Here is a 23,298-nt window from a genome sequence, read left to right as displayed (position 1 = left end):
GTCAAATACTTTCGTCGCAATGCGGAGACGCTCGTAGAAGGTGCGTTGATGGCAACTGAAGAAGCGCTGCGGGACTATCTGAAATTGGTCACGGCGGACCTGGCTGCGACCAAACAGCGGCTGCGCGACGTCGAGGCCGGCAGCCGCGAACCGATCGCCATCGTCGGCATCGCCTGCCGCTTCCCGGGCGGGGTCCGCGGTCCCGAGGACCTGTGGCGGCTCGTGTCGAGCGGCACCGACGCCATCGCCGAGTTCCCGGACGACCGGGGCTGGGACCTCGAGCACCTGTACCACCCCGACCCCGACCACCCCGGGACCTCCTACGTGGCCGAGGGCGGCTTCGTCGACTCCGCCGACCGGTTCGATGCCGCCTTCTTCGGCATCTCCCCGCGCGAGGCGCTGGGCATGGACCCGCAGCAGCGGATGCTCCTGCAGACCTCCTGGGAGGCGATCGAGCACGCGGGCATCGACCCCGCGGGGCTGCGCGGCCACCAGATCGGCGTCTTCGTCGCCACCTCCGGCCAGGACTACGTCACCGTCCTGCAGCAGTCGCCTGACAGCACCGAGGGCTACATCATCACCGGTACCGCGGCCAGCGTCGTCTCCGGCCGCATCTCCTACGCGCTCGGCCTCGAGGGCCCGGCCGTCACCGTCGACACCGCGTGCTCGTCGTCGCTCGTCGCCCTGCACCTGGCCACCCAGGCGCTGCGCAACGGCGAGTGCACCCTGGCGCTCACCGGCGGCTCGACCATCATGTGCAGCCCGGCCGCGTTCATCGGCTTCAGCCGCCAGCGCGGCCTGGCCCCGGACGGCCGGTGCAAGCCGTTCGCCGCCGGCGCCGACGGCACCGGCTGGGGCGAGGGCGCCGGCGTGCTGCTGCTGGAGCGGCTCTCCGACGCGCAGCGCAACGGCCACCCGGTCCTCGCCGTCGTGCGCGGCAGCGCGGTCAACCAGGACGGCGCCTCCAACGGTCTCACGGCCCCGAACGGCCCGTCGCAGCAGCGCGTCATCCTCCAGGCGCTCACCAACGCCCAGCTCTCGCCGCACCAGATCGACATCGTCGAGACCCACGGCTCCGGCACGCCCCTCGGCGACACCATCGAGGCGCAGGCGCTGCTGGCCACCTACGGGCAGTCCCGCCCCGCCGACCGGCCGCTGCGGGTCGGCTCGGTGAAGTCGAACATCGGCCACTGCCAGGCGGCGGCGGGCGTCGCGGGCGTCATCAAGACCGTCATGTCGATGCGCAACGGGCTCTTCCCGAAGCTGCTCAACGTCGACGAGCCGTCGCCCGACATCGACTGGTCCACCGGCGCGCTCGCGCTGCCGCTGCAGGCCGAGGCGTGGCCGCGCCGCGACGAGCCCCGCCGCGCCGGCGTCTCCTCGTTCGGCATGAGCGGCACCAACGCCCACGTCCTGCTCGAAGAGGCCCCGGCCGCGCCGGTCGAGGACGCGGACGGCGCCGAGCCGCCGCTGGTCCCGATCGTGCTGTCGGCCCGCGACCACGAGGGCGTCGCCCGCCAGGCCCGCAAGCTGGCCGCCTGGCTGGGCACTGACGAGTCGCGGCGCCTCGCCGACACCGGGCTGTCCGCGGTCGTGTCCCGGTCCACGTTCGAGCACCGGGCCGTCGTGCTCGCGGCCGACCGCGCGGACGCGCTGCGCGCCCTCGACGCACTCGCCGCCGGGGAGCCCTCCGCGGACGTCGTGTCCGGCAACGGTACCGCCGGCGCCACCACGGCCCCCCTGGCGTTCATGTTCTCGGGCCAGGGCGGCCAGCGCCCCGGCATGGGCCGCGAACTGGCCGCCGCGTACCCCGCGTTCGACCGGGCCCTGGACGAGGTCTGCGCGCTGCTCGACCCGCACCTGCCCCGGCCCCTGAAACCCGTCGTCTTCGCCGCGGAGGGCACCGCCGAGGCGGAGCTGCTCGACCGCACCCGCTACACCCAGGCCGCGCTCTTCGCCGTCGAGGTCGCCCTCGCCGCGCTGGTCCGCGGCTGGGGCCTGCGCCCGGACCACGTCGTCGGGCACTCCTTCGGCGAGATCGCCGCCGCCCACGTCGCCGGCGTGCTGTCCCTCGCCGACGCCTGCGTGCTCGTCGCCGCCCGCGGCCGGCTCATGGAGCAGCTGCCCGGCGGCGGCGCGATGCTCGCGATCGGCGCCCCCGAGGCCGACGTCGCCCCCACCCTGGAGCCGTTCGGCGGCCGCGTCGTCATCGCCGCGGTCAACGGCCCGGCCGCCGTGGTCGTCTCCGGCGAGGCCGGCCCGGTCGCGGAGGTCAAGGCGCTCTGGGCCGCCCGCGAGGTCCGCACCAAGCTGCTGCGCATCAGCACCGCCTCGCACAGCCCGCTCATGGACCCGATGCTGGACGAGTTCGGCCGGATCGCGGCCGGGCTCACGTACAACCCGCCGGCGGTGCCGTTCATGTCGACGGTCACCGGCGCGCCCGTGACCGAGTTCGACGCCGCCTACTGGGTGGGCAACGTCCGGCGCGCCGTCCGCTTCGCCGACGCCGTCACCGCCCTCGCCGACCTCGGCGTGACCGCGCTGGTCGAGCTGGGCCCGGACGGCATCCTCGCCCCGATGGCAGAGAACACGCTGGGGGAGCGTCCCGGTGAGGTGCTGGTGGTGCCGGTCCTGCGCCGCGACCGGCCCGAGCCGCACGCCGCCCTCACCGCCCTGGCCCAGCTGCACGTGCGGGGCCGCACCGTCGACTGGGCCGCGCTGTTCGCCGGCACCGGCGCGCGCCGCGTCCCGCTGCCCACCTACGCGTTCGCCGAGCAGCGGTTCTGGCCGCGGCCCGGGCAGCCGCCGGCGACCGGCGGCGACGGCGAGTTCTGGGCCGCCGTCGAGCGCGGCGAGGTCCAGCAGCTGGCCACCGGCCCGGAGCTGGAGTCGCTGGAGTCGGCGCTGCCCGTCCTGGACCGCTGGCGCCGCAGCCGCAGCGAGCGCTCCGAGCTCGACGCCTGGTCGTACCTCATCAAATGGAAGCCCGTCGAGGTCCCCGAGCGCGCGGCGCCGGGCGGCCCCTGGGTGGTCCTGGTCCCGCGCGCCGACGCTCCGCAGTGGACCGGCGACGTGCTCGCGACGCTCGGCGACGCCGTCGCGCTCGAATACGGCGAAGAGGACCTCGATCGCGCCCGGCTCGCGGCGAGGGTGACGGGTGCGGCCGGCGTCATCCTGGTCGCCGCCGGCCAGGACCGGCCCGTGGCCGGGCACCCCGGCAGCTCGATCGGCTCCGCCGCCGCCCTGGCGCTCACCCAGGCCCTCGACGACCTCGGCGGCCCGGCCCGCCTGTGGTGCCTCACCTCCGGTGCCGTCTCCGTCGGACCCGCCGACCCCGTCGAGCACCCGCTCCAGGCGCTCGTCTGGGGACTCGGCCGGGCCGCCGCCCTCGAATACCCGCAGTGGTGGGGCGGGCTCATCGACCTCCCCGCGACCATCGACCGGCACGGCCTGCGGCGCCTCCCCGGCATCCTGGCCGGTGGCGAGGACCAGGTCGCGCTGCGCGGCTCGGGCGCCTACGGGCGGCGGCTGCTGCCCGCCCCGCCCGGCGGGGCCGCCGAACGTCCCTGGCAGCCCTCGGGCACCGTGCTCGTCACCGGCGGCACCGGGGCGCTGGGCGCACAACTGGCGCACTGGCTGCTGGATCGTGGCGCCGAGCGGGTCGTGCTCGTCAGCCGGCGCGGGGCCGGGGCGCCGGGCGCCGCCGAGCTCGCGCGGGAGGCGGGGGTCGAGATCGTCGCCTGCGACGTGACCGACCGCGACGCCGTCGCCGCCCTCGTCGCCGGGCTGCCCGGCCTGACCGCGATCGTGCACGCGGCCGGCGTCGACCAGCTCGCCGCGATGACCGACACCACCCTCGCCGACTTCGCCGCCGTCACCGCCGCGAAGGTGCTCGGCGCCCTGAACCTCGACGCGGCCGTGGGGGACCGGCCGCTGGACGCGTTCGTGCTGTACTCCTCGATCTCGGCGATCTGGGGCAGCGCGGGGCAGTGCGCGTACGGCGCCTCGAACTCGGTCCTCGACGCGCTGGCCCAGCACCGGCGCGCCCGCGGGCTGGCCGGCACCGCGGTGGCCTGGACGGCGTGGGGCGGCCGCGACGGCATGGCCGCCAAGACCCCGGCCGCGCAGGCGATGCAGCGCCTCGGCGTGCCCCCGGTGCCGCCCGAGCGCCTGCTGGCCGCCCTGGACCGGGTGCTGCAGCGGCCGCACGCGTGCATGACCGTCGCCGACGTCGACTGGTCGCGCTTCTACCCCTCGTTCAGCCTGTCCCGCCCCAGCCCCCTGCTCGCCGACCTGCCGGCGGTGCTGGCGCTCACCGAGGCCGCCGAGGAGGACTCGGCCGGCGCGGCCGGCGGGGCGATCCCCTCGTCCCTGGCCCACCTGTCGGCGCTGAGCGCGGACGAGCGGCGCCGGGCGCTGCTGGACCTGGTCGGCGCCCAGACCGCGGTCGTGCTCGGCCACGGCGTCGGCGAGGACCTGCGGGACCGGCCGTTCAAGGAGCTCGGCTTCGACTCGCTCACCGCGGTCGAGTTCCGCAACAAGCTCAACGACGTCACCGGCCTGCGGCTGCCGTCCACGCTGGTCTTCGACTACCCGACGCCGATCGTGCTCGCCGACCACCTGCACGAGCGGGTCTTCGGCGGCGCGAGCGCGGCGGCCGGGCCGGACCCGTCGGCGTCCCCGGCCGACGATCCGATCGCGATCGTCGGCATGGCGTGCCGGTACCCCGGCGGCATCACCAGCCCCGAAGACCTCTGGCGGATCGTCGCCGACGGCGTCGACGCGATCGGCGCGTTCCCCGCCGACCGGGGCTGGGCCGCGGCCGAGGGCGCGGGCGGCTTCCTCGACGACGTGGCCGGCTTCGACGCCGCGTTCTTCGGCATCTCCCCGCGCGAGGCCCTGGCCATGGACCCGCAGCAGCGGCTGCTGCTCGAGGCGGCCTGGGAGGTCTTCGAGCGGGCCGGCATCGACGTGCACGGCGTGCGCGGCCGCCAGGTCGGCGTCTTCGTCGGCGCGTCCGGATCCGGCTACGGCAGCGGCCTGACCCAGGTGCCCGAGGGCGTCGAGGGCTACCTGATGACCGGCGGCTCCGGCAGCGTCATCTCCGGCCGCGTCGCCTACGCCTTCGGCCTCGAGGGCCCGGCCGTCACCGTCGACACCGCGTGCTCGTCGTCGCTGGTCGCCCTGCACCTGGCCGCCCAGGCCCTGCGCAACGGCGAGTGCGAGCTCGCGATCGCCGGCGGCGTCGCCGTGCTGGCCACCCCGAACACGTTCGCCGAGTTCTCCCGCCAGGGCGGTCTGGCCGGCGACGGGCGCTGCAAGGCCTTCGCCGCGAGCGCCGACGGCACCGGCTGGTCGGAGGGCGTCGGCCTGCTCCTCGTCCAGCGGCTCAGCGCCGCCCGGCGCGACGGCCGCCAGGTGCTGGCGATCGTGCGCGGCTCCGCGGTGAACCAGGACGGCGCCTCGAACGGGCTCACCGCCCCGAACGGCCCGTCGCAGCAGCGGGTCATCCGGGCCGCGCTCGCCGCGGCCGGGCTGGGCACCAACGACGTCGACCTGATCGAGGCGCACGGCACCGGCACGGTCCTCGGCGACCCGATCGAGGCCCAGGCGCTGCTGGCGACCTACGGCCAGGACCGCGAGAGCCCCCTGTGGCTCGGGTCGGTGAAGTCCAACCTCGGTCACCCCCAGGCGGCCGCGGGTGTCGCCGGCATCATCAAGACGGTCATGGCGATCCGGCACGGGGTGCTGCCCAAGACCCTCCACGTCGACGAGCCCACGCCGCACGTGGACTGGACGGCCGGCGCGGTGTCCCTGCTGACCGAGGCCCGGCCCTGGGAGGCGACCCGTCCACGGCGCGCGGCGGTGTCGTCGTTCGGCATCAGCGGTACCAACGCCCACACCATCATCGAGGAGGACGTCCTCGAACCCGTCGCCGCCGGCCCGGTCCCCGGCTCGCCGGTGGCGGTGCTGCTCTCGGCCCGCGACGCCGCCTCGCTGACGGCCCAGGCCGCCCGCTGGTCCGCGTTCGTCGCCGAGCACCCGGACCTGCGCCCGGCCGACCTCGCCTACTCCTCGGCCGTGGCCCGCGCCGCCCTCGAACGCCGGGCCGTCGTCGTCGCGCCCGACCGGCAGACCCTCGCCGACGGGCTCGACGCGCTGGCCGCCGGCCGGGAGCACCCGGCCGTCGCCACCGGCACCGCCGCCGCCCGGCCCGGCGTCGCGTTCCTGTTCCCGGGCCAGGGCGCCCAGCGGCTCGGCATGGGCGCCGAGCTCGCCCGCGAGCACCCCGTCTTCGCCACCGCCTTCGACGCGGTGTGCACCCACTTCGACCAGCTGCTGCCGCGGCCCCTCGCGAGCGTCATGCACGGCGACGCGGACGGGCTCGACCAGACGCGGTACACCCAGGCCGCCCTCTTCGCCTTCGAGGTGGCCCTGTTCCGCCTCCTGGAGCACCTGGGCCTGCGCCCCGACCACCTCGCCGGGCACTCCATCGGCGAGATCAGCGCCGCCCACGTCGCCGGGGTGCTCGGCCTGCCCGACGCCTGCCTGCTCGTCGACACCCGGTCGCGGCTCATGCAGGACCTGCCCGCCGGCGGCGCGATGCTGTCCGTGGCCGGGCCCGTCGAGGACCTGCCCGACGGCGTCTCGGTGGCCGCGGTCAACGGCCCCGGCTCGATCGTGCTGTCCGGCCCGGCCGAGCTCATCGACACGCTGCCGGGCAAGCGGCTGCGGGTCTCGCACGCGTTCCACAGCGCGCTGATGGAGCCGATGCTGGAGCCGTTCCGCGAGGTGCTGCGCACGATCACCTTCCACCCGCCGCAGATCCCGATCGTCTCCACCGTCACCGGCGCGCCGATCACCGCGTTCGACGCCGACTACTGGGTCACGCAGGTCCGCGACACCGTCCGCTTCGCCGACGCCGTCACCTGCCTGCACTCCCTCGGCGCCCGCGCGTTCGTCGAGCTCGGCCCGGCCGCCGTGCTCAGCGCGCTCGTGCCGCACCCCGACGCCCTGGCCGTGCCGCTGGGCCGGGCCGGGCGGCCCGAGACCGCGGAGCTGCTCGCCGCCCTCGGCCGGCTGCACGTGGCCGGCGTCCCGGTCGCCTGGCCCCGGCTCTTCGAGGGCACCGGCGCCGTCCGCGTCGACGTGCCGACGTACGCGTTCCAGCGCGAGCGGTACTGGATGCAGGACGCCCCGAACGGCACGGCCGACATCACCACCACCGGCCTCGACTCCACCGGCCACCCGATCCTCGGCGCGGCCACGGAGCTGCCCGAGGGCGAGGGCACCCTGTTCACCGGCCGGATCTCGCTGCGCACGCACCCGTGGCTGGCCGACCACGCCGTCATGGACACGATCCTCATCCCCGGCACCGCCTTCGTCGAGCTCGCCTCCTGGTGCGGCCGCCGCGTCGGCGCGCCCCGGGTGGCCGACCTGACGCTGGAGCAGCCGCTCGTGCTGCCCCGCACCGGCGGCGTCGACCTGCAGGCCCGCGTCGGCGCGCCCGACCCGTCCGGCGGCCGCCCGGTCGCGATCTACTCGCGCTCCGACGCGCCCGGCGACGACCCCGAGGCCCGGCAGTGGCAGCGGCACGCGACCGGCCTGCTCACCGCCGACTCCGGCACCCCCGCCTACCTCGCCGGGCAGTGGCCGCCCGCCGGCGCCCACGCGCTCGTGGTCGACGACATCTACCCGCGGCTGGCGACCCAGGGCTACCAGTACGGGCCGAGCTTCCAGGCCCTCCGCGCCGCCTGGCGCCTGGGCCGGGAGGTCTTCGCCGAGGTCGTCCTGCCCGCGTCCGTCGTCGCCGACGCCCGCGCCTTCGGCCTGCACCCCGCGCTCATGGACGCCGCGATGCACGCCCTCGGCGCGCCCGCCGCCGTCGCCTCCGACGAACCGCCCGCCGAGCCCGGCCTGCCGTTCTCGTGGAACGGCGTCGCGGTCCACGCGACCGGCGTCTCGGAGCTGCGGGTGCGGCTCACCCCGTCGGACGGTGGCGGCCTCGCCATCGCCATGGCGGACACGACCGGCGCTCCGGTCGCCTCGGTCGCCGAGCTCGTCCTGCGCCCGGTGAAGGCCGGGCAGCTGTCGACCGGCAGCCGCTCGCTCTTCCGCCCGGAGTGGATCCCGGTGCCGACCGAGCCCGGTGCCCGCGGCGACGCCGTCATCCACACCGCCACCGGCGCGGTCGGCGACGCCGTCGCCGATACGCACCGGCGCGTGCACGAGATGCTCGCCCGGGTCCAGGCCTTCCTCGCCGACGAGGACGGCGTGCTCGCGGTCGTGACCCGCGGCGCGGTACCCGTCGCCGACGGCGACACCGTCACGGACCTGTCGGCCGCCGCGCTCTGGGGCATGCTCGGCTCGGCCCAGTCGGAGAACCCCGGCCGCATCGTGCTCGCCGACCTCGACGACGCCCCCGAGTCCGAGGCCGCGCTGCCCGCCGCGCTCGCCGGCGGCGAGCCGCAGATCGCCATCCGGGCCGGGCAGGTGTACGCCGCCCGCCTCGCCCGCCCCGCCGAAGCGCCCGCCGACGAGCCGCCCGCCCTCGGCGACGGCACCGTCCTCGTCACCGGGGCCACCGGCGCGCTCGGCCGGCTCATGGCCCGCCACCTCGTCACCGCCCACGGCGTGCGCCGGCTGCTGCTGCTCAGCCGCAGCGGGCCCGACGCCCCGGGCGCGGCCTCGCTGGTGGCCGAGCTCGAAGCGCTCGGCGCATCCGTGGACCTGGCCGCCTGCGACGTCGCCGACCACGCCGAGCTGGCCCGGACGGTCGCGGGGCACCCGCTCGTCGGCGTGGTGCACATGGCCGGCGTGCTCGACGACGGCGTGCTGGGCTCGCAGACGCCGCAGCGGTACGACACCGTGCTGCGGCCCAAGGTCGACGCCGCGTGGAACCTGCACCGGGTCACCGAGCACCTGCCGCTGCGCGCGTTCGTGCTGTTCTCCTCCGCGGCCGCCATCCTCGGCGGGCCCGGGCAGTCCAACTACGCGGCCGGCAACGCGTTCCTCAACGGGCTCGCCCACTACCGGCGGGCGCGCGGCCTGCCCGGCACCTCCATCGCCTGGGGTCCGTGGTCGGGCACCGGCGGCATGACCGGCCACCTCGCCGACGCCGACGCGCGCCGGATGTCCCGCGGCGGCCTGACCCCGTTCGCGCCCGACGAGGGCCTGGCGCTGTTCTCGGAGGCGCTGCGCCGCCCCGAGCCGGTCCTCGCCCCGCTGCGGCTGAACCAGACCGCCTTCAAGAACGCCGGCGCGGCCGAGGTACCGCCCGTGCTGCGCTCCCTCATCCCGACCGCCGGACCCGGGGCGGCGCCGCGGGGCGGGGCGGACGACCCGGCCGCCGCGCTGCGGGCCGCGCTCACCGGGCTGGACGGCCCCGAGCGCACCCGGATGCTCGCCGACCTCGTGCGCACCCAGGCCGCCGCGGTGCTCGGCTTCGCCTCGATGCGCTCGATCGACGAGGACCGCGGCTTCCTCGAGCTCGGCTTCGACTCGCTCATGGCGGTCGAGTTCCGCAACCGGCTCAACGCCGTCACGGGCCTGCGGCTGCCCTCGACGCTCATCTTCGACCGGCCGACGAGCGCCGCCCTCGCCGACTACCTCGCCTCGACCCTCGTGGCCGAGAAGGCCGTCTCCGCCTTCGCCATCCTCGGCGAGCTGACCCGGATCGAGGCGAGCATGGACGCGGTCCCGCTCGACGACACCCACCGCGCCGTGGTCGGCAGCCGCCTGCGCGACCTGCTCGCCCGGTGGACCACGCCCGAGGCGGCCAGCGGCGACCTGGCGCTGCAGACCGCGTCGGCCGAGGAGCTCTTCACCTTCCTGGACGACGAACTAGGGGCCGTCTGATGCCCACTGAGGCCGAGTTCCTCGACTACCTGCGGCGCGCCTCGGCGGACCTGCGCGACACCAAGCGGCGGCTGCGCGAGCTCGAGGCCCGCGGGAACGAGCCCATCGCGATCGTCGGCATGTCCTGCCGGTACCCCGGCGGCGTCACCGACCCCGAGAGCCTCTGGCGGCTCGTCGCGGAGGGCGGCGACGCGATCGGCGGGTTCCCCGACGACCGCGGCTGGGACCTGCCCGGCCTGTACGACGCCGACCCCGACCGCAGCGGCGCCACCTACGTCCGGCACGGCGGCTTCCTGCACGACGCCGCCCACTTCGACCCGGCGTTCTTCGGCATCAGCCCGCGCGAGGCCCTCGCCATGGACCCGCAGCAGCGGCTCCTGCTGGAGGCGTCCTGGGAGGCCTTCGAGTCGGCCGGCCTCGACCCGGCCCGCCTGCGCGGCAGCCGCACCGCGGTCTTCGCCGGGGTCATGTACCACGACTACGTCTCCCGCGCGATGGACGTCCCCGCCGGCGTCGAGGGCTACCTCGGCACCGGCAATTCCGGCAGCGTGCACTCCGGCCGCGTCGCCTACACCTTCGGCCTGGAGGGCCCGGCCGTCACCGTCGACACCGCCTGCTCCTCCTCGCTCGTCGCCCTGCACCTCGCCGTCCAGGCCCTGCGGCAGGGGGAGTGCGACCTCGCGCTCGCCGGCGGCGTGACCGTGATGGCCACTCCGGGCACCTTCGTGGAGTTCGCCCGCCAGCGCGGCCTCGCCCCCGACGGCCGCTGCAAGTCCTTCGCGGGCGCCGCGGACGGCACCGGCTGGTCCGAGGGCGTCGGCATGCTCGTCGTCGAGCGCCTCTCCGAGGCCGAGCGCCTCGGCCACCCGATCCTCGCCGTCGTGCGGGGCAGCGCGGTCAACCAGGACGGCGCCAGCAGCGGGCTCACCGCCCCGAACGGCCCGTCGCAGGAGCGGGTCATCCGCCAGGCCCTCGCCGGGGCCGGCCTGTCCACGGCCGAGGTCGACGCGGTCGAGGCGCACGGCACCGGCACGGTCCTCGGCGACCCGATCGAGGCCCAGGCGCTGCTGGCCACCTACGGCCAGGACCGCCCCGAGGACCGCCCGCTGTGGCTCGGCTCGATCAAGTCCAACCTCGGCCACACCCAGGCCGCCGCGGGCGTGGCCGGCATCATCAAGATGATCATGGCGATGCGCCACGGCGTGCTGCCCCGCACCCTGCACGTGGACGAGCCCACCCCGCACGTCGACTGGACCGCGGGGGCGGTGTCCCTGCTCACCGAGGCCCGCCCGTGGCCGGCCGCGGACCGCCCGCGCCGGGCCGGGATCTCCTCGTTCGGCGTGAGCGGCACCAACGTGCACGTCGTCATCGAGGCCCCGCCGGAGCCCGCCGCGGAGCCCGCCCCCGCCGGCGCGCCGCTGCCGGTCGTGCCCCTGGTGGTGTCGGCGCGGTCGGCCGCGTCGGCGCACGCGTGCGCCGACCGCCTCACCGCCTTCCTGGACGCGCACCCGGACGTGCGCCGGGTGGACGCCGGCCACTCCCTGATCGCCTCCCGGGCCCGGTTCGACCACCGCCTGGTCATGCTGCCGGGCGGCGCGGTCTCGGGCGTCGCCACCGGCCGGACGGTCGGCGTGCTGTTCTCGGGCCAGGGCGCCCAGCGCGCGGGGATGGGTGCTGGTCTGGACTTCCCGGTGTTCAACCGGGTCTACGCCGAGGTGAGGTCCCATTTCGGTGAGCTGCCGGACGAGCGGATCGACGACACGGAGGTCACCCAGCCCGCGCTGTTCGCCATCGAGGTCGCCCTCTACGAGCAGCTGAAGGCCTGGGGTCTGGAGCCGTCGGTGGTTGGCGGTCACTCGATCGGTGAGCTGGTCGCGGCGTATGTGGCCGGTGTGTGGTCGCTTGAGGACGCGTGCAAGGTGGTGGCGGCCCGGGCGCGGTTGATGCAGGCGCTTCCGGCCGGTGGGGGGATGCTGGCGGTCGGAGCGCCCGTTCAGCAGGTCCCGGATGGTGTTTCGGTAGCCGCGATCAACGGGCCGAACGCATGGGTGTTGTCTGGCCCGGCCGAGTTGCTGCCGGAGTTCCCGGATGTTCGGACCAGTCGGCTGCGGGTGTCGCACGCGTTCCACAGCGCGTTGATGGAGCCGATGCTGGCCGAGTTCCGCGAGGTCTTGGAAGGCGTCACCTTCCATCCGCCGCAGATCCCGATCGTTTCCAATGTCACCGGTGGGCTGATCTCCGAGTTCGATGCCGACTACTGGGTGCGGCATGTGCGGGGCACGGTGTTGTTCGCCGACAACGTGGCCGCCATGCGCGCCGAAGGTGTCGACACCTTCGTTGAAGTCGGGCCGGACGCGATCCTCGCGCCGCATCTGCCGGCCGAGGGCGCCGTCGTGGTCGCGTCGCTGCGGCGCAACCGGGACGAGCCCGAGACGCTGCTGCGGGCCGTTGCCGAGCTGTTCGCGGCCGGGGTCGAGGTCGACTGGAGCGCGGTGTTCGCCGGGGCCGGGGGCCGGACTGTCGAGCTGCCGACATACGCGTTCCAGCACGAGCGCTACTGGCTCGAGTCGGCCGGCGGCGTCGGTGACCTGGCCGGGGCCGGGCTCGGGGTGGTCGGGCATCCGTTGCTGAGCGCGGCGGTACGCGTCGCCGAGGACGATGTCGTCGTCCTCACCGGCCGGCTCTCGCTCGCGGCCCAGCCGTGGCTCGCCGACCACGCGATCGGGGACGTGGTGGTCGTGCCCGGGACCGCGCTCGCCGAGATGGCGGTCCGGGCCGGCGACGAGGTCGGCGCCGCCGTCGTGGAGGAGCTGTCGCTCGTCGCGCCGCTGGCCGTGCCGACCGCGGGCGGGGTCGCGGTCCAGGTCCGGGTCGGGCCGGCGGACGCGTCCGGTCGCCGTGCGGTGACCATCTCGTCGCGGCCCGACGGCGAGGACGAGTGGGTCCGGCACGCCGAGGGCGCGCTGGGCGCCGCCGCCGCCGAGGTTTCGTTCGCCGCCGCCGAGGTTTCGTTCGCCTGGACGCCGGGCGAGGAGGTGCCGGTCGGCGACTGGTACTCGCGGGCGGCGGTGACGTACGGGCCGGCGTTCCAGGGACTCCGGCGGCTGTGGCGCGGCGGCGAGGACGAGCTGTTCGCCGAGGTGGCGGTGGACGACCCGGGGTCGTTCGCGGTCCACCCGGCCCTGCTCGACGCGGCGCTGCACCCGATCGGGCGGCTCGACCCGGACGCGGGCCTGCCGTTCGTGTTCGCCGGGCTCCGCGTGCACGCGACCGGCGCGGCCGTCCTGCGCGTGCGGATCCGGGGCAACGCCACCGCCGGCTTCGAGCTGCTCGCGGCCGACGAGTCCGGGCAGCCGGTCGTGTCGATCGAGCGGGTGGTGCTGCGGGCGGTGACCACCGGGTCCTCCGCCCGGCGGGACCTGTACGAGGTCGCGTGGCAGCCGCGCGAGGTCACGCCCGCGCCGCTGGACGCGGACGTGACGGTGTGGCGGGTGCCGCCGATCGGCGACGCGTCCGTCCCGGGGGCGGTGGACGCGCTGGTCGGTGAGGCGCTGTCGGTCGCGGGGCGGGTGCTGGCCGGGTCTGGTCGTCTGGTCGTTGTGGCGGAGCCGGATGATCTGGGCGCGGCGGCGGTGTGGGGTCTGCTGCGTGTGGCGGCGGCGGAGCACCCGGGCCAGATCGTGCTGGTCTCCGGTGACGCCGCCGCGGAAGTGCTCGGTGGCGTGATCGCGGCCGGCCTCGGCGAGGTTCGGGTTCGCGACGGTGCGGTGCTCGTTCCGGGACTGACCCGGTCCTCGTCGCCGTCCGGTGCCGTCGACCTCGCCGGTGGCACGGTGCTGGTTACCGGCGGGCTGGGTGCGTTGGGCCGGGTTGTCGCGCGGTGGCTCGTGGATGTGTGTGGTGCGGGTGAGGTGGTGCTGGTCGGGCGGCGCGGTGGTGAGGTGCCCGGGGCGCGGGTGGTGGCGTGTGACGTCACGGACCGGGATGCGGTCTTCGAGTTGGTGGCCGGGATGCCGGACCTGGTCGGTGTCGTACACGCGGCCGGCGTCCTCGACGATGGGGTGTTCACGGGGTTGACGCCGGAGCGGGTGAGCCGGGTACTGGCACCGAAGGTGGCCGGGGCGTGGTGGCTGCACGAGGCGACCCTCGACCGGCCGCTGCGAATGTTCGTGCTGTTCTCCTCCCTGGCCGGGGTCGTCGGCAGCCCCGGGCAGGCGGCCTACGCGGCCGGCAACGCCTTCCTCGACGGGCTCGCCGCTCACCGGCGCACGCTCGGGCTCCCCGCGGTCTCCATCGCGTGGGGGCTGTGGGACCTCGGCATGGGCAGCGACCTCGCCCGCACCGGCGCCGCCGCCCTCGACGCCGCGACCGGCCTGGCGCTGCTCGGCGACGCCCTGGCCGGCGACTCGGCCCTGCCCGTCGCCGCCCGGTTCGACCTCGCCGCGCTGCGGGGCCTGGCCGGCGTACCCGAGGTGCTGCGGCCCCTCGTCGGCCGGACCGCGCCCCGCCGGGCCGTCGCCGGGGGCGCGAGCGGCGACTGGGGGACCCGGCTCGCCGGACTGCCGCGGGACGAGGCCCGGGACGTCGTCGTCGGTCTCGTACGAGCCCTGGTCGCCACCGTCCTGGGCTACCCGGACCCGGAGCCCGTGGTGCTCGACCGGGCCTTCCGGGACATGGGATTCGACTCCCTCGCCGCCGTCGACCTGCGCAACCGGCTCACCGCCGCGACCGCCCTGCAGCTGCCGGCCACCGTCGTGTTCGACTACCCGAACCCGCTGCTGCTCGCCGGCTTCGTCCTCGACCGGCTCACCGGCGCCGAGGCCGGGCGGGTCGTCACCCTTCGCCGGGCCGCCGACGACGACCCGATCGCCATCGTCGGCATGGCCTGCCGCTACCCGGGCGGCGTCCAGGACCCGGAGGGCTTCTGGAACCTGCTGCGCACCGGCGGCGACGGCATCGGCGCGTTCCCCACGGACCGCGGCTGGGACCTGGCGCAGCTGCGCGACGGCGCGAGCTCGACGCAGCTCGGCGGCTTCCTCCACGACGCCGCGCTCTTCGACCCCGAGTTCTTCGGCATCAGCCCGCGCGAGGCCCTCGCCATGGACCCGCAGCAGCGGCTGCTGCTGGAGACGTCCTGGGAGGTCCTGGAGTCGGCGGGCCTGGAACCGGCCACCCTGCGCGGCTCCCGCACCGGCGTCTTCGCCGGCGTGATGTACCACGACTACGTCTCCCAGCTCGTCGACGCCCCCGCCGGGGTCGAGGGCTACGTCGGCACCGGCAACTCCGGCAGCGTCGTCTCCGGCCGGGTGGCGTACACCTTCGGCTTCGAAGGCCCCGCCGTCACCATCGACACCGCCTGCTCGTCGTCGCTGGTCGCCCTGCACCTGGCCGCGCAGTCGCTGCGCCAGGGGGAGTGCGACCTGGCCCTCGCCGGCGGCGTCACCGTGATGGCCACGCCGGGGACGTTCGTCGAGTTCTCCAAGCAGCGCGGCCTCTCCTTCGACGGCCGCTGCAAGTCCTTCGCCGGGGCGGCGGACGGCACGGGCTGGTCCGAGGGCGTCGGCGTCCTGCTGGTGGAGCGCCTGTCGGACGCGCGACGGCTGGGGCACCCGGTGCTCGCGGTCGTGCGGGGCTCCGCGGTGAACCAGGACGGCGCCTCGAACGGTCTGACGGCCCCGAACGGCCCCTCGCAGCAGCGGGTCATCCGGCAGGCCCTTGCCGGCGCCGGGCTGCAGCCGTCCGATGTGGATGTGGTCGAGGCGCACGGCACCGGCACGACGCTGGGCGACCCGATCGAGGCGCAGGCGCTGCTGGCGACCTACGGCCAGGACCGCCCCGAGGACCGTCCGCTGTGGCTCGGCTCGGTCAAGTCGAACATCGGCCACACGCAGGCCGCGGCGGGTGTCGCGGGCGTCATCAAGATGGTCCTCGCCATGCGCCACGGCGAGCTGCCGCGGACCTTGCACGTGGACGAGCCCACCCCGCACGTCGACTGGACCGCCGGGGCCGTGTCCCTGCTCACCGAACCCCAGCCGTGGCAGCGCAACGGCCACCCGCGCCGCGCCGGGGTCTCCTCGTTCGGGATCAGCGGCACCAACGCCCACGTGATCCTGGAGGCGTTCCAGGAGCCGGAGCCGGAACCGGAGCCGGAGCCCGCCGCGTCCAGCCCGGCGCCGCTCGTCGTGTCGGCGCGGTCGGCCGAGGCGGTGCGCGAGTCGGCCTCGCGCCTGTCGGCCTTCCTCGACGCCCACCCGGAGCTGAACCGGGCCGATGTCGGGCGCTCGCTGCTGTCCCGCGCCCGGTTCGACCACCGCATGGTGCTGCTGCCGGGCGAACCGGTCGCCGGTGTCGCCGCGGCCCGCCGGGTCGGCGTGCTGTTCTCGGGCCAGGGCGCCCAGCGCGCCGGGATGGGTGCTGGTCTGGACTTCCCGGTGTTCAACCGGGTCTACGCCGAGGTGCGCGGGCATTTCGGTGAGCTGCCGGACGAGCGGATCGACGACACGGAGATCACGCAGCCGGCGCTGTTCGCGATCGAGGTTGCCCTTTACGAGCAGTTGAAGGCGTGGGGCCTCAACCCGGCGGTCGTCGGCGGTCACTCGATCGGTGAGCTGGTCGCCGCGTATGTGGCAGGTGTGTGGTCGCTGGAAGATGCCTGCAAGGTGGTCGCGGCCCGGGCTCGGTTGATGCAGGCCCTGCCTTCTGGTGGCGGGATGCTCGCGGTCGGGGCTCCGGTGGAGGACGTGCCCGAGGGCGTGTCGGTCGCGGCGATCAATGGGCCGAACGCGTGGGTGTTGTCGGGGCCGGCCGAGCTGCTGCCCGAGCTTCCTGAGGTCCGGACCAGCCGGCTGCGGGTGTCGCATGCGTTCCACAGCGCGTTGATGGAGCCGATGCTGGAGGAGTTCCGCGCGGTTCTCGACACGGTCACGTTCAACTCGCCGCAGATTCCGATCATTTCCAATGTCACCGGCGGGTTTATCTCCGAGTTCGATGCCGACTACTGGGTGCGGCACGTGCGGGGCACGGTGTTGTTCGCCGACAACGTGGCCGCCATGCGCGAGGCCGGGGTCGACACCTTCGTGGAGGTCGGGCCCGACGCCATTCTCGCGCCGCACCTGCACGGGGACGATGCCGTCGTCGTCGCGTCGCTGCGGCGCAACCGGGACGAGTCCGAGACGCTGCTGCGGGCCGTCGCCGAGCTGTTCGTGGCCGGCGTCGACGTCGACTGGAAGGCCGTCGTCGGGGGCGCCGGGCGACCCGTGTTCGGGCTGCCCACCTACGCGTTCCAGCGGGAGCGGTTCTGGCCCGCCCCGGCGCGCCGGACCGGGAAGGTCGACTCGTGGGCGTACCGCGTCCGGTGGACCCCGCTGCCCACGTCCACCGCGTCGCTCACCGGCCGCTGGCTGGTCCTCGGACCCGGTGAGGCGGTCGCGGCCGACCTGCGCGCGGCCGGGGCCACGGTCGAGACCGAGCCGACGGACCTCGACGGGCTCGCCGGCGTCGTGCTGGTCGAGCCCTCCGCCGGGGCCGTCCTGGACCGGCTGCGCGGCGACAGCGCCGCCAAGGTCTGGTGCGTGACCCGCGGGGCCGTCGCGGTCGACGCGGGTGACGGACTGGATGACGTACTGGACGACGTACTGGATGACGCCGTGACCGACGCCGAGGCCGGGGTCGTGTGGGGCCTGGGCCGGGTCGCCGCGCTGGAGCAGCCCACCCGCTGGGGCGGCCTCATCGACCTCGACGGCGACGGCAGCATCGCCGCCGTGCTGGCCGACGGCCGCGAGCGGCAGGTCGCGATCCGGCGCGGGAAGGCCTACGCCCCCCGGCTCACCCGCGCCACCCTGCCCGCCGAGCCCACCTGGACACCCTCCGGCACCGTCCTCGTCACCGGCGGGACCGGCGCCCTCGGCGCCCGCGTGGCCCGCTGGGCCCTCGAAGCGGGCGCCGCACGCGTGGTCCTGCTGTCCCGGCGCGGCCTCGACGCCCCCGGCGCCGAAGACCTCCTCGCCGACCTGCGCGCCCACGGCGCGGCCGACATCGAGGCGTGCGACATCACCGACCGCGACGCCCTCGCCCGGATCACCGACGGCATCGACAACCTCACCGCCGTCGTGCACACCGCGGGCGTGCCCGGCGCGCCGACCGCCGTCCAGGACCTGTCCGAGGACGAGCTCGCCGCCGTGCTCGGCCCCAAGTTCGCCGGCGCCGTCAACCTCGACGCCGTCACCCGCGGCCGGCGGCTCGACGCGTTCGTGGTCTTCTCCTCGGCAGCCGGCGTGTGGGGCGGCGCGGGGCAGGGCGCGTACGCCGCGGCGAACGCGGCCGCCGACGCGCTCGTCGCGCTCCGCCGCGGCCGCGGGCTCGCCGCCACCTCGCTCGCCTGGGGGCCGTGGGGCGACGGCGGCATGGCCGACGAGCAGTCCGCGGCCCGGCTGCACCGGCGCGGGCTCGCCCTCCTCGACCCCGGCGCCGCGGTCGCCGGACTGAGCCGCCTGGTCAACGCCGAGCCGCTGCTCACGGTCGCCGACGTCGACTGGGACGTGCTGGCCAAGGCATTCCGGGCGGTCGGCGTCGGCGGGCTGTTCGACGTGGTGGCGCCGGTCGAGGCGCCGGTGTCGCCGGCGGTGGCGGTGCGTCGGTCGCGGGACGAGCTGGTGGGCCTGGTCCGGCGCGAGGTCGCGGCCGTGCTGGGCCACGCCGGGGTGGACGCGGTCGGAGTCCGGCGGCCGTTCCGCGAGCTTGGGTTCGACTCGCTGGCCGCGGTGGAGCTGCGGGACCGGCTGGCGCGGCTGTGCGGGGTGGAGCTGTCCTCGACGGTCGTGTTCGACCACCCGTCGGTCGCGGAGCTGGCCGAGTTCCTGGCCGGTGGGGCCGCGGACGAGCCGGTCCGCGCCGCGGTCGCCGTCGACGGCGAGCCGATCGTCATCGTCGGCATGGGCTGCCGCTTCCCGGGCGGCGTGCGCTCGGCCGACGACCTGTGGGACCTGGTCGCCGCGGGCCGCGACGCGATGGGCGGGTTCCCGGCGGACCGCGGCTGGGACGGGCTCAGCGGCGACTTCGCCCGGGTCGGCGGATTCCTGGACGGCGCCACCGAGTTCGACGCCGGGTTCTTCGGCATCTCGCCGCGGGAGGCCCTGGCGCTGGACCCGCAGCAGCGGTTGCTGCTGGAGGTCTGCTGGGAGGTCTTCGAGGGCGCCGGGGTGCCCGTGGACGGGCTGCGGGGCTCGCTGACCGGTGTGTTCATGGGGACGAACGGGCAGGACTACGGCACGCTCCTCCTCGGTGCCGGGGCCGAGGTCGACGGCTACCAGGCGACGGGGAACTCGGCGTCGGTGGTGTCGGGCCGGCTGGCGTACTGGTTCGGGCTGCAGGGCCCGGCCGTGACCGTCGACACCGCGTGCTCGTCGTCGCTGGTGGGGCTGCACCTGGCGGCGCAGGCGCTGCGCAACGGGGAGTGCGATCTCGCCCTGGCCGGCGGTGTGACCGTGATGTCGACGCCGGGCGCGTTCCTGGAGTTCGACGCGCAGGGCGGCCTCGCCGCCGACGGGCGCTGCAAGTCCTTCGCGGCCGGCGCGGACGGTACCAGCTGGGGCGAAGGCGTCGGCGTCCTGCTCGTGGAACGCCTGTCGGACGCGCGGCGCAACGGGCACCCGATCCTCGCCGTCGTGGCCGGCAGCGCGGTCAACCAGGACGGCGCCTCCAACGGACTTACGGCCCCGAACGGCCCGGCTCAGCAGCGGGTGATCCGGCAGGCCCTGGCCGGCGCCGGCCTCGACGCCGCCGACGTGGACGTCGTGGAGGCCCACGGCACCGGGACCAAGCTCGGCGACCCGATCGAGGCCCAGGCGCTCATCGCCACCTACGGCCGCGACCGGCACGAGCCGCTGTGGATCGGGTCGGTGAAGTCCAACATCGGCCACACCCAGGCCGCGGCCGGTGTCGCCGGGGTCATCAAGATGGTGAAGGCCCTCGAACACGGCATCCTGCCGCGAACCCTCCACATCGACGAGCCGACCCCGCACGTCGACTGGTCGGCCGGCGCGGTGTCCATCCTCACCGAGGCCCGAGCCTGGCCCGACAACGGCCGCCCGCGCCGCGCCGCCGTGTCGTCGTTCGGCATCTCCGGCACCAACGCGCACACCATCCTCGCAGCGCCCCCGATCGAGACCGAGCCGCCGGCCGGTCGCAGCGGCGGAGCCCTGGACGGCGTGTGGCTGATCTCCGGGGCCGACGCCGCCGGACTCAAGGCCCGGGCCGCGCAGGTCGCCGACTGGGCCGAGACCTCCGGCGCCGACCCCGCCTGGGAGTTGGCCGTCCACCGCTCGCACCTCGGCGTCCGGGCCGCGGTCACGGGCCGCGACAAGGCGGCACTGCTCGCCGGGCTGCGGTCGGTCGAGGGCACGCGCGCGGGGGAGCGCGGCGGTGTCGCGTGGATGTTCTCGGGCCAGGGAGCCCAGCGGGTCGGGATGGGCCGCGAGCTGTATGAGGCGTTCCCGGTCTTCGCCGGCGTGGTCGATCGTGCGTGCGAGCTGTTGCCGGATGGTCTGCAGTCGGTGATGTTCACCGATGGTGAGCGGTTGACGCAGACGGTGTTCACGCAGGCGGCGCTGTTCGTGGTCGAGATCGCCACGGCGGAACTGCTGCGGTCCTGGGGCGTCCCGGTCTCCTGGATGATGGGGCACTCGGTCGGCGAGATCGCCGCGGCTCATGTGGCCGGGGTGCTCTCTCTCGAAGACGCGTGCCGGCTGGTGTCGGCCCGCGGGCGGCTCATGCAGGCGCTGCCCGCCGGTGGCGCGATGCTCGCGGTCGGTGGACACCCCGACTCGCTGCCGGACAGGGTGTCGGTCGCGGCCGTCAACGGGCCGGAGTCGATCGTGCTCTCCGGGCCGGCCGAGGTGATCGACGCCCTCGACCTGCCGTTCCGGACCAAGCGGCTGACCGTCTCGCACGCGTTCCACAGTGCGTTGATGGACCCGATGCTGGAGCCGTTCCGGGCCGAGGTCGCGGCGATGACCTTCAACCCGCCCAGCATCCCGATCGTCTCCACCGTGACCGGCGAGCTGATCACGGAGTTCGACGCGGAGTACTGGGTGCGGCATGCCCGCGACACGGTGCGGTTCGCCGACGCGGTCTCGTTCGTGCGGGGGCAGGGTGCGGACACGTTCCTGGAGATCGGGCCGGACGCGGTGCTGACCCCGATGCTCGACGCCGACGAGGTCGTCGCCGTTCCCGTCATGCGGGCCGGGTCGACCATCGCCGAGGCGCTGGGGCGCCTGCACACGCACGGCGTCGAGATCCCGTGGGAGCGGATCCTCAAGCCCGGCGAGCGCCGCCCCGAACTGCCGACCTACCCGTTCCAGCGCCGCCGCTACTGGCCGACCATCAAGCCGTCGACCGGCGCCGACGACGGGCTCTGGAAGCTGCTGCAGGGCCTCGACGCCGACCAGCCCCTCCGCGAGGTCCTGCCCGCGCTCACCCGGCTGCGCACCACGGAGCAGACGCGGCCGTGGCGCTACCGGATCACCTGGCCGGCGGAGCAACCCGCCGCCCGCGCCGACGCCACCGGCCACCGCTGGCTGCTCCTGCACACCCCGGCCACCACCGACACGGCCGAGCAGATCGCCAAGGGCCTGCGGGAGCACGGCGCCGCCGCCGAGGCCACGACCGACCTCGAAGCCGCGCTCGGCGACTTCCAGCCGACCGCCGTCGTCTCCCTGCTCGCCCTCGACACCTCGCCGCACGCCGACCACCCGCACCTCCCCGCCGGCCTCGCGGCCAACCTGGAGCTCCTCCGGCAGCCCGTCGCCGTCTGGCTCTGCACCCAGCAGGCGGTCAAGGCGGGCCCCGAAGACCTGCCGCCGGACGCCGACCAGGCGGCCACCTGGGGCCTCGGGCACGTCGCGGCGCTGGAGCGGCCGCACCTGTACCGCGGCCTCGTCGACCTGCCCGCCGAGCTCACCCCGGCCGCCGTCGCGCAGCTCGCCCACACGCTCACCACGGACCGCGAGCACACCGCGATCCGGCCCAGCACCGTCCACACGCGACGGCTCGTCCGCGCCGGGGCGACCACGGCGGCCGGGGCGACCCGCCCGTACCGGCCGGCCGGCACCACCCTCATCACCGGCGCCAGCGGCAGCCTCGCCGCTCACACCGCGCGCTGGCTCACCGGCAACGGCGCCGAACGGCTGATCCTCGTCAGCCGCCAGGGCCCCGACGCGCCCGGCACCGCCGAGCTCACCGAACGCCTCACCGCCGCCGGCGCCACGGTCCGCGTCCTCGCCTGCGACGTGACCGATCGCGGCGCCGTCGCCGCGCTCGCGGACCGCCTGCGCCGCGACGGCGAGACCATCACCACGATCGTTCACGCCGCCGGCGTCGCCCGGCTCACCCCGGTCGCCGACGTGCCCCTCGGCGAGCTGGCCGAGGTGAGCGCGGCGAAGCTCGCCGGCGCCCGCAACCTGCACGAGCTCATCGACCGCGACCACCTCGAGGCCGTCGTCTACTTCACCTCCGTCGCGGGCGTGTGGGGCGTCGGCCGGCACGGTGCCTACGCGGCCGGCAACGCGTTCCTCGACGCCTGGGCCGAGCGCCTGCGCGCCGAGGGCATCCCCGCCGTCTCCGTCGCCTGGGGCCCGTGGGGCGGCGGTGGGATGATCGACGAGCCGACCGGAGCCGAGATGGCCCGGCGGGGCGTGCGGCTCCTCGATCCCGAGGCGGCGGTGTCGGTACTCCACGACGCCCTCGCCCACGACGACCCCACGCTCGTGGTGGCCGACGTCGACTGGCCGCGCTTCGCCCCGATCTACGCCTCGGCCCGCCCGCGACCGCTGCTGAGCCTGATCCCCGAGGCCGGCGACGGCCCCGCCGGCGGCGACGGCCCCGACGGACCCGACGAGCACGCGGGCGCCGACCTGCGCCGCCGCCTCGACGGCCTGGCCGAGCCCGACCGCGCCCGGCTCCTCGTCGACCTGGTGCTCACCGCCGCGGCCGGGGTCCTCGGCCACGAGCGCGCCGACGAGCTCGAGCGCAGCCGCCCGTTCCGCGAGGTCGGCTTCGACTCCCTCACCGCCGTCGAGCTGCGGGCCCGGCTCGCCGCCGCCACCGGGCTGCGGCTGGCCACCACGATCGTCTTCGACTACCCGACGCCGATCGCCCTCGCCGAGCACCTGCGCGCCGAGCTCGGCGACGGCGGCGGGGACGAGGCGCTGCCGACGACCGAGGAGCTCGACGGCCTCGAGGACATGCTCAGCCGCCGCCCGCAGGACGACCTCGGCCGGATGCGGGTCACCCTGCGCCTGCAGAGCCTGCTGCAGCGGCTCACCGCGGCCGAGCCCGCCGACGGCGGCGCCGAGGCCGTCGACACCCTCCGGGTCGCCAGCAACGAGGAACTGTTCGACCTCGTGGACAACGCGCTCGGCCTGTCCTGAACGGACCGCCGGACCG

General features: G+C 75.7%; 2 protein-coding genes. Both read left to right on the top strand.

The annotated features are described in order from the left end of the window. Positions 1-48: 48 nt before the first annotated feature. Positions 49-9,858: a type I polyketide synthase gene (locus ACQP1P_RS26245; RefSeq protein WP_433073808.1), complete on the top strand. Its 9,810-nt coding sequence runs from the start codon at positions 49-51 to the stop codon at positions 9,856-9,858. Further along, positions 9,858-23,282 carry a type I polyketide synthase gene (locus ACQP1P_RS26240; protein WP_433073805.1) on the top strand — a complete coding sequence of 4,475 codons (13,425 nt, stop codon included), beginning with the start codon at positions 9,858-9,860 and terminating at the stop codon, positions 23,280-23,282. The genes ACQP1P_RS26245 and ACQP1P_RS26240 overlap by 1 nt, the downstream gene beginning before the upstream one ends. The last annotated feature ends 16 nt before the right edge of the window (positions 23,283-23,298 follow it).

Origin of the sequence: Dactylosporangium sp. CA-052675 (assembly GCF_050947935.1) — a bacterium.
GTDB lineage: Bacteria > Actinomycetota > Actinomycetes > Mycobacteriales > Micromonosporaceae > Dactylosporangium.
Note: the sequence above shows the minus strand (reverse complement) of the source record. Positions and strands in the feature narration are given on the sequence as shown.

Bases quoted from the DNA above. Each gene is read 5' to 3' on its own strand.
- ACQP1P_RS26245 (WP_433073808.1), top strand. From the start codon at position 49: ATGGCAACTGAAGAAGCGCTGCGGGACTATCTGAAATTGGTCACGGCG.
- ACQP1P_RS26240 (WP_433073805.1), top strand. From the start codon at position 9,858: ATGCCCACTGAGGCCGAGTTCCTCGACTACCTGCGGCGCGCCTCGGCG.